The organism is Amycolatopsis sp. NPDC104775, from assembly GCF_055583325.1.
This window is the reverse complement of sequence record NZ_JBVJOE010000006.1, coordinates 518,873-530,371: the sequence shown is the minus strand read 5'-3', so window position 1 is coordinate 530,371 and position 11,499 is coordinate 518,873. Positions and strand designations below refer to the sequence as shown.

Here is an 11,499-nt window from a genome sequence, read left to right as displayed (position 1 = left end):
CACCTCCCCCCCACCCCGATACGAAGCCTCCCTGCGGTTCGGGGGTGCTTGTCAAGGCATCTTTCCCGCCTTGACAAGCACCCCCGAACCGTCAGCACAATCAAGCTTCGGGGTGCCCCACGCAAGCGAACACCCCGCAATGTCGCCCCCCGGGCGACGAGATAGGGCTACCCCCCACCCACCCCTCCAGCCAACCCGCTACCCCCCACCCCACCAACCAGGCAAACTCACCCAAGTGACCACACCCCACCCCCGACCCGAAACCCAACCCGCCCCAGGTCACCCCCCAACAGCCGCCCCCTTCCTCCGCCCCCTCTGGCCAGCCACCCCCCGCCAATCCCTCTCCGAAGCCGCCTGGCTAATCACCACCGCCCTCCTCCCCCTGATCTCCGTACTCCTCCTCCTAACCGGCACCGCCCTAGGCCTAGCCCTATCCCCCCTCCTCCTGGGCATAGGCATCCTCACCGTCACCCTCCACATCGCGAAACTCTTCACCGGCCTCCACCGCCGCCTAGCCGGAAAACTCCTCAACCTCCCCCTCCCGCCCCCGCCGAGACCCGACCTCAAACCCGGCCTCTGGAACTGGCTCACCGCCCGCCTAGGCGACCGGGCCGCCTGGCGCTCCGTCGCATACCTGCTGATCCGCCTCCCCTTCGGCCTTCTCTCCCTCCTCGGCGCGGGCGCACTGGGCTTCTACGGCCTTGCCTCCTTCACCTACCCGCTCACCTGGCTCCTGGAGACCAGACCCGGCCACGGCCTCCCCGTCTTCAACATCCAGAGCGACAACTGGATCGGCTCCCTCTTCTGGTGCATCTCCGGCATCCTCATCCTCACCATCTGGCCCGCGATCGTGCACCTCATCACCGGCGTCGACCGTCTCCTGCTCCGCACTCTGATCGCCGACCCAGGCCTGCGCGAACGCGTCCGCTTCCTGGAAGAAACCCGAGCCACCGCCCTCGACGAAGCAGCCGAACAACTCCGCCGCATCGAACGCGACCTCCACGACGGCGCTCAGGCCCAGCTGGTCGCCATGGCCATGAAACTTGGCCTGGCCAAAGAAGAACTGGCCACCGACGACGTCAACCTCGACCAGATCCGCACCCTGGTCGACGCCGCGCACAGCAACGCCAAACAAGCTCTCACCGAACTACGCGACCTGGCCCGCGGCATCCACCCCGCGGCACTGGACAAAGGCCTGAGCCTCGCACTGTCCACATTGGCCAGTTCGGCTGATTTCTCCGCGACAGTCACCGTAGAACTCAGCCGCCGCCCGCCGCCGTCGCTAGAAACGATCGTCTACTTCGCCGCCGCCGAACTCATGACCAACGCGTCCAAACACGGTGCCGGACGCTGCGCAGTCCTGGTCGAAGACCGCGAAGACACCCTGCGCCTGACCGTGGTCGACCACGGTCAGGGCGGTGCCGCGGTCATCCCCGGCGGCGGGCTGGCCGGAATCGCCGAACGCCTCCGTCCAGCCGACGGCGAACTGACCGTGTCGAGCCCGGCCGGCGGGCCGACCGTAGTCACCGCGACGCTCCCGCTGCCCCGGTAAACTCGGTGAAATGAGGGGGAAACCGTGCGGATCGTGATCGCGGAAGACTCGGCAATCCTGCGCCAAGGCCTGGTCGAACTGCTGGGCTTGCGCGGCCACGAAGTAGTCGCGGCGGTAAAGGACGCCGACGACCTCCGCGCCGCCGTCCGCGAGCACCGGCCCGACGTGTCCATTGTGGACATCCGGATGCCGCCGACGCACACCGACGAAGGCCTGCGCGCGGCTATCGACCTGCGTGCCGAGCGGCCAGGCTGCGCGATTCTCGTATTCTCCCAGTACGTCGAAACCAACTACGCCAAGCAACTCCTCGCCGGAGAAGCGGGCGCGGTCGGCTACCTGCTGAAGGACCGTGTCGCGGAGGTGTCGGACTTCCTCACCGCGCTGCAACGCGTCGCCGCCGGAGAGACGGTGCTCGATCCGGAAGTCGTCCGCCAGCTGTTCGCGACCACCGGCCAGGCCGGTCCGCTCGCCGAGCTGACGCCGCGCGAACGCGAGATCCTCGGGCTGATGGCGCAAGGCCGGTCGAACTCGGCGATCGCGGCCGAGGCGTTCCTGTCCGCGGGTTCGGTGGAAAAGTACGTGACCAGCATTTTCGGCAAACTGGGCCTGCCGCCGTCGGACGGGCACAACCGGCGCGTCCTCGCCGTGCTCCGCTATCTCGATTCCTGACGCCTACCCTGGCGGTATGTACTCCACCGAGATCGAGGTGCACACCGGCAACACCGCGGTCGTGCACAACCTGACCCGGGAGGCCGAGAAGTTCCTGCGCGACGCCGACGCCACCGACGGCCTGCTGCACGTGTGGGTCCCGCACGCGACAGCCGGGCTCGCGGTGCTGGAAACCGGCGCGGGCAGCGACGACGACCTCCTCGCCGCGCTCGACGACCTGCTCCCCCGTGACAACCGCTGGCGCCACCAGCACGGCACCGGCGGGCACGGCCGCGACCACGTGCTCCCGGCGTTCCTCCCGCCGTACGCGACCGTGCCAGTGCTCGGCGGTGTGCTGCTGCTCGGCACCTGGCAGTCGGTGTGCCTGGTGGACACCAACGTCGACAACCCCGTCCGCCGGGTCCGGTTCAGCTACCTCACCGGCTGATCCCCCGTAGCATCGCTGTCGTGACGGCCATTCGCACGCACCGGCTGGTGCTCTGGGACATCGACCACACGCTCGTCGACTACACCGGGCTGGGCCTCGGCTGGTACGGCTCGGCGCTCGCCGCGGCGACCGGGGCGGAGTTCCGCACGCACCCGGACTTCGGCGGCCGGACCGAACGCGCGATCACCGCCGACGTGCTCACCCTGCACGGCATCGAACCGGACGAGGAAACCATCCAGCGGATGTGGCGGGAGCTGATCGCGGCCGTCGAGCGCGCCCGGGCGAGCCTGCCGGCGGAAGGCCGGGCGCTCGACGGCGCGGCGGCCGTCCTCGCCGATTTCGCCAGGCACGAGGGGGTCGTGCAGAGCCTCGTCACCGGAAACCTGCCGGAGATTTCGCGGCACAAACTCGCCGCGCTCGGCCTCGACGAACATCTCGACCTGGAAATCGGCGGGTACGGCTCGCTTTCGTCGCGCCGCGCCGATCTCATCCCGCACGCGGTCAACGCCGCGGAAGCGAAGCACGGCAAGGAATTTCCTGCGGAATCCGTAGTAATTCTGGGAGATACTCCCCATGACATCGAGGCCGCGCTCGAATACGGCGCGGTGGCGATCGGCGTGGCCACCGGCCGCTTTTCCGCCGAACAGCTGACCGACTGCGGCGCACACCGGGTTTTGCCGGATCTCGCCGATCTGTCCGCGGTCCGCGCGGCAGTGCTCGGGCACCCCTGAGCCAGGCGACCGGGATCACTCGTTCGGGCGACATCCGGTGTCAACCCCTGTTCTGGGTCGCGGACCTCCCGGAACCCCCGGATACCGGCCTGTTCCCGCTGGTCAGCGCACTGCGCAGCGGTGCGGGTCAGTCTTGGGGCCAGGGTCGGGTCCCCCTGGGGTAGCAGTCCCTTAGGGGGAGAAGTAGGTCCGACGGGCGATGACCGCTTAAGATCGCCGCGCCAAACTTTCCCCATGACGATCGCACAGGGGGGAACCGGCCTCACGGCCGGAGAGGCACGCGGGCGGCTAGCGGTGCTGTGGCATCGGATTCCGTTCACGACGACTGTCGTGCTCGCCATCATGATCGTGGGGGTTTCGACCGGCTCGCTCTGGCACGCCGCCGAGCACCAGCACGCTTTCCACTATTACGCCTACGGCCTTCCGTCGCTCGAGCACGGCCGCTGGTGGACGCTGTTCACCGGGCCGTTCTACGCCCTGCGCCCGTGGTTCTACCTGCCGATGGCGGGCAGTTTCGCGCTGATGGCCGGATTCGCCGAATGGCACCTCGGCACGCGGCGCGCGATGGCGGTGACCATCGGCGGGCAATTGGTGTCGACGATCGTCGCGGTGCAATTCCTCGAACTTTCCCGCAATTCCGGCTGGGCCTGGGCCGACCGGATCGCCGGCACGCTCGACGTCGGGTTCTCCGGTGGCGCGCTCGCCGCGATCGCCATCACCAGCGCGACCCTGCGCACGCCGTGGCGGTTGCGGCTGCGAGCCGGGCTGTGCGTGTACGCCGGGGTAGCGATCGTCTATGTCGGCACTCTCGCCGATCTCGTGCACTTCTTCGCCCTCATTCTCGCGCTGCCGCTGGGCAGGCGGCTCGCCGGACCCGCCGCCCGCAACGCCAACAAGCCGTCGCTGCGCGAATGGCGGCTGCTCGCGTCCGCCGGATTGGTGCTGCTGGTCGTCGCCGAAGTGGTGATGTGGCTGGTCCCGGGCGACGGCCCGTTCGGCTCGTCCGACTCGATCTCGTTGTCCGGCAACGAACTGCTCCCGCTGTGCATCGTCGCGGTGCCGATCCTCAACGGGCTGCGCCGCGGTTCGCGGTTCGCCTGGCGGTGCGCGATCGCGCTGTGCGTGCTCGCCGCGTCGCAGATGGCGGTGCTGGCCGGGGTCGTCGCGGTCACCCAGCTGATCCGCGAGGACTACGACCTCAGCAGTCCCCCTCTGTTCATTGTGGACAATCTCTTGTGGACAGTGGAATTGGTGCTGCTGATCTCCGCTCGACGCGCGTTTCGCGTGCCGTCCCGGCGCAGGCGGCGCAAGCTGTTCCGCGGCGGACCGGACCCGGCCTTCGCCCGGCTTCTGCTGGGCCGCAACGGCGGCAGCACCATCTCGTGGATGACGACCTGGCCGCAGAACACCTACTTCGTCGCCTCCGACGGCGCGTCGTACCTGGCGTATCAGCGGCACGCCGGCGTCGCGGTGGCGCTCGGCGACCCGGTCGCCCCGAACGGGACGAGCGACCGCACGCTGCGGGAGTTCTCCGCGATGTGCGAGAACACCGGGCTCGTGCCGTGCGTCTTCTCCGCGACCGCGGCGACCGTCGCGCAGACCGAGAAACTGGGCTGGAAGCACGTGCAGGTCGCCGAGGACACGTTGGTGGACTTGGAAAACCTTCAGTTCCGCGGCAAGGCCTGGCAGGACGTGCGGACCGCGCTGAACCGCGCCAAGAAGGACGGGATCGAGTTCCGGCTGGTGCGGCTGGCCGAACAGCCGTGGTCGATCCGGGACCAGGTGCGGACGCTGTCCGAGGAATGGATCTGCGACAAGGGCCTGCCGGAAATGGGCTTCACGCTCGGCGGCGTCGACCAGGCGATGGACCCGGCGACGCGGGTCGGCCTCGCGGTCGACGCGGACGGCACGGTGCACGGCGTGACGTCGTGGCTGCCGGTGCACACCGGCGACGGCGAGGTCGGCGGCTGGACGCTCGACGTGATGCGCCGCCGGGCAGGCGGATTCCGGCCGGTGATGGAATTCCTGATCGCCTCGACCTGCCTGGCGTTCCGCGAGGAAGGCGCGAAGTTCGTCTCGCTGTCGGGCGCGCCGCTGGTGCGCAGCAACGACAGCACCCCGCGGCAGATGGTCGACCGGATGCTGGACGCGCTGGGCTCGATGATGGAGCCGTACTACGGATTCCGTTCCCTGCACGCGTTCAAGGCGAAGTTCCAGCCGCGACACGAGCCGTTGTACCTCGCTTACCGCGACGAGGCCGATCTGCCGCGGATCGGGATCGCGCTGGGCCGGGCGTATCTGCCGAACGCCGGGCTGATGGACTTCGCGAAGCTGGCGCTGCGCCGTCAGCGCGTGGTCGGCGGCGGCGTGGTCGTGGACCGGTCCGCTGCCGGGACGCCGCGGTAACTGTGCAGAATCCGGATGAGGTCGTCCCGGGACGCGGATCCTGGGCGGCCTTGTTCGGAGTACGCCACCAGCACGGCGGACTTTTCACCAGCTTTGAGCGCGAGTGCCGCGACCAGCACGCTCTGCGGCTTGCACGGGGCGTTGCTCGGGGTCACCTCGGCAACTACGAGTGTGCCCTCACGAGTCTCGCCCTCGATCTTGACTTCGGTCTTCTCCGGCGCACCAGGCGTCACCTTCGCGGCCGAAGCGCCTTCGCCGGTGTACGCGCTGACGCCCAGGTCCGTGACAGCCTTGCGCGCGGCTTCGCCGGCATCACCGGTCTTCTCGGTGGTGAAGCCCGCGCCGCCAATCTGGCCGACCGGGTCTTCCTTGCAGCTGTGCTTGCCGAGGAACGCGCTGGTGGACAGGTTGATCCCAGGCGATCCGGCGGCTGGGTCCCAGCCGTGCAACGTGGTCGGCGCGGGCTCCCAGGACGGCGGCACGTCGTACGCGTAACTGCCGTCCTTGCCCGCCACTGACTGCCATCCCGCGACCACCGGCGGCACGACGACGCGGGGCTCCGGCTGATAAGTGCGCGGGGCGTCGTCCGTGCGGGCGGAATGGTGGCTTTTGGCGGAGAAGACGTTGTAGCCGAAGATCCCGATCAGGATGACGATCGGCACAGCCTTCACCAGGCGGAGGTTCGTCTTGCGGGGCGAGCGCGGAGCTGGGGTTTGCCTCGGCGGCTGGGGAGCTGGTTCGGACGCTCCCGGCGCCGGGTCGGTTTTCCCGTACCCGGCGCTCGGGAACTTCGGCGCGTCGGACGGCTCGTACCCGCCGAACCCGCTCAGCGCGGCGTTGTCCTGGTACCCGCCGTCGTCGCGGCGTTTGCGCCCGAACCAGCCCACGGCTTCAGCCGCGGACGAGCTTCGCCAAGTGGTCGACGACCGAGTCGACAGCGATTTCCTCGCGCTCGCCGGTGCGCCGGTCCTTGACCTCGACCAGCCCGTTCGCGAGACCGCGGCCGACGACGAGGATCGTCGGGACGCCGACCAGCTCCGCGTCGGCGAACTTCACGCCCGGGGTGGCCTTGCGGTCGTCGAGGATGATGTCGAGACCGGCGGCGTCGAGTTCGGCGGCGATCTTCTCCGCGCCCTCGCGCACCGTCTCGTCCTTGCCCGCGATGACCACGTGCACGTCGAACGGCGCCACCTCGCGCGGCCACACCAGGCCCTGCTCGTCGTGGTTCTGCTCGGCGAGCACCGCGACCAGGCGGGAGACGCCGACGCCGTAGGAGCCCATGGTGATCCGGACCGGCTTGGAGTCCGGGCCGAGCGCGTCGACCTCGAAGGCGTCGGTGTACTTGCGGCCGAGCTGGAAGATGTGCCCGATCTCGATGCCGCGCGCGGCGACCAGCGTGCCGTGCCCGTCCGGCGACGCGTCGCCCTCGCGGACCTCGGCGGCCTCGATGGTGCCGTCCGGGGTGAAATCGCGGCCGACGACCAGGTCGAGCACGTGGTGGTCGCGCTGGTCGGCGCCGGTCAGCCAGGCCGTGCCCTCGACCACGCGCGGGTCGACCAGGTAGCGGATCCCGTTCTCCTGCAGCGCCTTCGGGCCGATGTAGCCCTTGACGAGGAAGGGGTTCTTCGCGAAGTCGGCTTCTTCGAGCAGCTCCACCTCGGCGGGTTCGAGCGCCGCTTCGAGCCGCTTGAAGTCCACCTCGCGGTCGCCCGGAACGCCGATGCCGAGCAGCTCCCACTCCTTCGCACCCGGCTGACGCGTCTTGACCAGGACGTTCTTCAACGTGTCCGCCGCGGTGAACTCGCGGCCGAGCCCAGCGGCGTTGAAGAATGCGACGAGAGTCTCGATGGTCGGCGTGTTCGGGGTGTGGTGGACCTGCGCCTCGGGCAACCCCTCGATCGGCCGCGCGGCGGGCGCCGGCGTGACCACTGCTTCGACGTTCGCCGCGTAGCCCGATTCGGTGCTGCGGACGAAGGTGTCCTCGCCGTTCTCCGCGACCGCGAGGAATTCCTCCGACGCCGAGCCGCCCATCGCGCCGGACGTGGCGGCCACGATGACGTACTCGATGCCGAGGCGGTCGAACAGCTTGATGTAGGCGTCGCGGTGAGCCTGGTAGGAGCGCTCGAGACCCTCGTCGTCGAGGTCGAAGGAGTAGGAGTCCTTCATGACGAACTCGCGGCCGCGCAGGATGCCCGCGCGGGGACGCGCCTCGTCGCGGTATTTGGTCTGGATTTGGTACAGCGTGACCGGGAAGTCCTTGTAGGAGCTGTACTCCCCCTTCACGGTGAGCGCGAACAGCTCTTCGTGCGTCGGGCCGAGAAGGTAGTCCGCTCCCTTGCGGTCCTTGAGGCGGAAGAGGTTGTCGCCGTACTCGGTCCAGCGGTTGGTGGCCTCGTAGGGTTCGCGGGGCAGCAGCGCGGGGAACTGGATCTCCTGCGCGCCGATCGCGTTCATCTCCTCGCGCACGGCCTCCTCGACCCGGCGCAGCACGCGCAGCCCGAGCGGCAGCCACGAGTAACCACCCGGGGCGACCCGGCGGACGTAGCCGGCGCGTACCAGCAGCCGGTGGCTGGGTACCTCGGCGTCCGCCGGATCCTCGCGCAGCGTGCGGAGGAACAACGACGACATCCTGGTGATCACTGGGGACTCCCTGCGCTGAGCGGGCTTTAGACGTTTCGCACAGAGTAGTCAACCCCCTGGCCGCGACGCATGCGGGTTATCGGCGGCCGCGGTTTTTGTCGGTGGTCGCGGTTAGCGTGCGGGCATGGGTTTGGAGATGGGCATGATCACCGTCGACTGCGCCGAGCCGCAGCGGCTGGCGGAGTTCTGGACAGCGGCTCTGGGCGTTCCGGTGGCGGCGGACTACGGCGAGTTCGTGATGCTGGAGAGCCCCGCACCCGGCGCACCGAGGCTCGGGTTGCAGCGGGTGCCGGAGCCGCGGGCCGGGAAGAACCGCGTCCACGTGGACTTCGGAGCGGACGACCGGGAAGCCGAGGTCCGGCGGCTGGTGGGGCTCGGAGCGGTGGAGCTGGGGCAGCGCACAGCGCCCGGGCTGGAGTGGACGGTGCTGGAGGATCCGGAGGGGAACGTGTTCTGTGTGACCGGGAAGGGGGCGCATTGAGGGATTGAGGGAGGCGCGTTGAGGGGGCGCGTTGAGGATCGGATGAGGCGGGGCGGGCGAGCACCCGTTGGATGGAGCGGTTGGCTGGACGTTCGGCTGGAACGGCCAGCCGCGGACGCTAGCGGGCGCACAGAGCCACGGTGACCGGCGAACGCGGTGAGTGCTCGGCGCGCACTCGCTGATGCTCGAACGCGGCAGCGCGCGACCACTAGCGGAAGAGCAGCCGACAGCGACCGGCGGCACATGCCCACCGGTGCCCGACGCGTGGTCCCCAGCGAGGTGGCGGATGGGTGGCACGCACGCTGGTGCTCGAATGCAGCAGCGCGCGAGCACCAGCGGAAAAGCAGCCCACAGCGAGCCCGGCAGCGTGTGGTCACCGGTGCCCGACACGTGGTCCCCAGCGAGGTGGCGGGTGCTCGGCGCGCCGCACCAGCAGAAGAGCAGCCCACGGCGAGCCCGGCGGCACAATCCCGCCCACCGTCAGCTGAGCGGCAAAACGTACCCGTAACTCCGCTCAGCCGTCCGATACCCGCACCGCTCGTAAATCGCCAGCGCGCGATGGGTGTTGTCCACGTCCACCGACAACGAAGACTTATCGAAGCCAGCCGCGCGGCCAGCTTCGAGGGTGTGGGCCAGCAACGCCGACGCCAAGCCCCGTCCGCGGGCCTCCGCCAGGGTGCCGACGTAGTTGACGTGCAGTTCCCGCACACCAGTCGCCAGCGCGTTGGTTTCGGAGAACGACGACATCACGAACGCCACCGCCCGGTCGCGTTCCGGGGAAAGGAGAAGGAACGACAGGTCCGGCCGGAAGTCCTTGTTGTCGCGGAAGCGGTGCTTCCATTCGTCAGCGGAAAGCCATGTGCTGCCCCAGTGCCCGGCGAACGCGGAGTTGCGCGCGTCGAGCGCCAAGGCGTCGTAGCGCTCTTCGCAGGCGACCAGCGGAAGGTCATCCGGGAGCGGAGGGGCCGGAGGCAGCGCGGTCAAGTCCGCGCGCATCTCCACGAAGGTGCGTTCCAGTTTGAACCCGCCGCGTTCGAGAAGCGAGATGTACCAGTGCTCGTTCTCGTGCGCTCCAGCGTGGAGTTCCAGCTCCGCGTCCGGGAAATGCTGCGCGTGGACACTCCGGCCCGTGCGCACGAGCCACTCCGTCAACACCGAAGCGACCTCGTCCGTCCGGTACGCCGGATCGGTCAGCGACGCCACATGCGGCTGGTGCACGGTCTCGGCGGCGTCGCGCGGGATGACCAGGGCGTAGCTCACCAGGCGCGTGCCGTCCCAGGCTCCGATGCTCGCGCCGGGCAGGTCGACCGACGGGCCGGACATTTCCTGCCGCACGTCGCCCTCGTCCCAATGCTCACCGGTGCGGTCGGCTTCCTCCGCCACCGTGCAGAGCCGGGTGACCGCGCCGACGTCGGCGAGGGTGAGCGGGCGCCAGGTGAGTTCCATACGACCCAGAGTAAGGAGCGGCACACGGCCGCCGCACCTGGATTACCCGGCGGTTACGCTCCGGGGGTGCTGGTGCTGCTCCCCCCTTCCGAAACCAAAGCCGTCGGCGGCAAAGGCGCGCCGCTGGACCTGGACGCGCTGTCGTTCCCCGAACTGAACCCAGTACGCGCCAAACTGGCCGACGCCCTAGTCGAACTGGCCGCTGACGTCCCCGCGAGCCTCGCCGCGCTGGGCATCTCCGAACGCCAATCCGACGAGGTCGCCCGCAACGCCCAGCTCTGGACCTCCCCGACGATGCCCGCGCTGCGCCGCTACACCGGCGTCCTCTACGACGCGCTGGACGTCAAGAGCTTCACCCGCGCCGGACTGGCCAAAGCACAACGACGCCTGGCCGTAACGTCCTCCCTGTTCGGCGTCGTAGCGGCAACCGACCCCATCCCCGCCTACCGCCTCTCCGGCGGCAACACAGTGCCCGCACTCGGCACCGTACGAGGACTGTGGAAGCCGATCCTGGAACCAGTACTGCACGACGTCGAAGGGCTAATCGTCGACCTGCGCTCCGGCACGTACGCCGCCTTCGCCAAGCTGCGCTCCGACGCAGTCACCGTCCGAGTAGTCACCGAAGACGCCCACGGCAACCGCACCACAGTGAGCCACTTCAACAAGGCCTACAAAGGCAGGCTGGCGGCCGTCCTGGCCACCTCCCGAAGCGAACCGTCCACTGTGGACCAACTAGTGCGCGTCATCACCAACGCAGGCCTAACCGTAGAACGCACCGGCGACCACGCACTGGAACTACTCACCGACTAACAGGTCGCGAGCGGAACCCCGCAGCCCGCCCCCACTCGCCATGACGCACCCAATGCAGCATCCGGTGCGTCACGCGCACCCCATGCCACATTGGGCGCAAACCCCCGCCCGCGGACCGCACGCAGCCGAACGCCCGAGTCCCGCGCACCACCCCACCAACCGCAGCCCGCGCACCCAACCAACCAGCGCAGCCACACCCGGCCCTGCACCCCGATACGAAGCCTTCCCTGCGGTCGGGGGGGGGGGGGGGGGGGGGGGGGTTTCCTCCCTTCCCCCCCCCCCCCCCCCCCCCCCCACCCCCCCCTCTCTGTCCCCCCCCCCAAACCCGAGAAACACC

General features: G+C 69.3%; 10 protein-coding genes. 7 read left to right on the top strand and 3 right to left on the bottom strand.

The window, feature by feature from the left end; all coding sequences use genetic code 11:
• The first annotated feature begins 235 nt into the window (after positions 1-235).
• From ACZ63D_RS28655 to ACZ63D_RS28635, 5 genes are all read left to right on the top strand, one after another.
• Entirely contained in the window at positions 236-1,552 is a 1,317-nt protein-coding gene (locus tag ACZ63D_RS28655; RefSeq protein WP_465357443.1) for a sensor histidine kinase, read from the top strand.
• Between the two features lie 24 nt (positions 1,553-1,576).
• The gene (locus ACZ63D_RS28650) at positions 1,577-2,221 is read left to right on the top strand and encodes a response regulator transcription factor (RefSeq protein ID WP_465357442.1); all 645 of its coding nucleotides are present in this window, start codon (positions 1,577-1,579) and stop codon (positions 2,219-2,221) included.
• 16 nt (positions 2,222-2,237) lie between these two features.
• Entirely contained in the window at positions 2,238-2,648 is a 411-nt protein-coding gene (locus tag ACZ63D_RS28645; protein WP_043834328.1) for a YjbQ family protein, read from the top strand.
• 29 nt (positions 2,649-2,677) lie between these two features.
• Positions 2,678-3,379, top strand: a complete 702-nt coding sequence (locus ACZ63D_RS28640; RefSeq protein WP_465357461.1) for a haloacid dehalogenase-like hydrolase — start codon at positions 2,678-2,680, stop codon at positions 3,377-3,379.
• 234 nt (positions 3,380-3,613) lie between these two features.
• A complete protein-coding gene (locus ACZ63D_RS28635) occupies positions 3,614-5,785 on the top strand; it encodes a bifunctional lysylphosphatidylglycerol flippase/synthetase MprF (protein WP_465357441.1) in 2,172 nt (723 codons plus the stop codon).
• Here the strand turns inward: ACZ63D_RS28635 and ACZ63D_RS28630 are convergent.
• Both ACZ63D_RS28630 and ACZ63D_RS28625 read right to left on the bottom strand, forming a co-directional pair.
• Positions 5,725-6,672, bottom strand: a complete 948-nt coding sequence (locus tag ACZ63D_RS28630; RefSeq protein WP_465357440.1) for a DUF8017 domain-containing protein — start codon at positions 6,670-6,672, stop codon at positions 5,725-5,727. The two genes, ACZ63D_RS28635 and ACZ63D_RS28630, sit on opposite strands and share 61 nt — an antisense overlap.
• Before the next feature lie 4 nt (positions 6,673-6,676).
• On the bottom strand, positions 6,677-8,425 hold the full coding sequence (locus ACZ63D_RS28625) for a proline--tRNA ligase (protein WP_465357439.1): 1,749 nt from the start codon (positions 8,423-8,425) through the stop codon (positions 6,677-6,679).
• Positions 8,426-8,549: 124 nt separating this feature from the next.
• Here ACZ63D_RS28625 and ACZ63D_RS28620 point away from each other — a divergent pair, with 124 nt between their 5' ends.
• Positions 8,550-8,906 carry a VOC family protein gene (locus ACZ63D_RS28620; RefSeq protein WP_465357438.1) on the top strand — a complete coding sequence of 119 codons (357 nt, stop codon included), beginning with the start codon at positions 8,550-8,552 and terminating at the stop codon, positions 8,904-8,906.
• 480 nt (positions 8,907-9,386) lie between these two features.
• Here ACZ63D_RS28620 and ACZ63D_RS28615 read toward each other — a convergent pair whose 3' ends face one another.
• Positions 9,387-10,352: a GNAT family N-acetyltransferase gene (locus ACZ63D_RS28615; protein ID WP_465357437.1), complete on the bottom strand. Its 966-nt coding sequence runs from the start codon at positions 10,350-10,352 to the stop codon at positions 9,387-9,389.
• A gap of 66 nt (positions 10,353-10,418) precedes the next feature.
• Here ACZ63D_RS28615 and yaaA point away from each other — a divergent pair, with 66 nt between their 5' ends.
• A complete protein-coding gene (gene yaaA, locus ACZ63D_RS28610) occupies positions 10,419-11,162 on the top strand; it encodes a peroxide stress protein YaaA (protein ID WP_465357436.1) in 744 nt (247 codons plus the stop codon).
• The last annotated feature ends 337 nt before the right edge of the window (positions 11,163-11,499 follow it).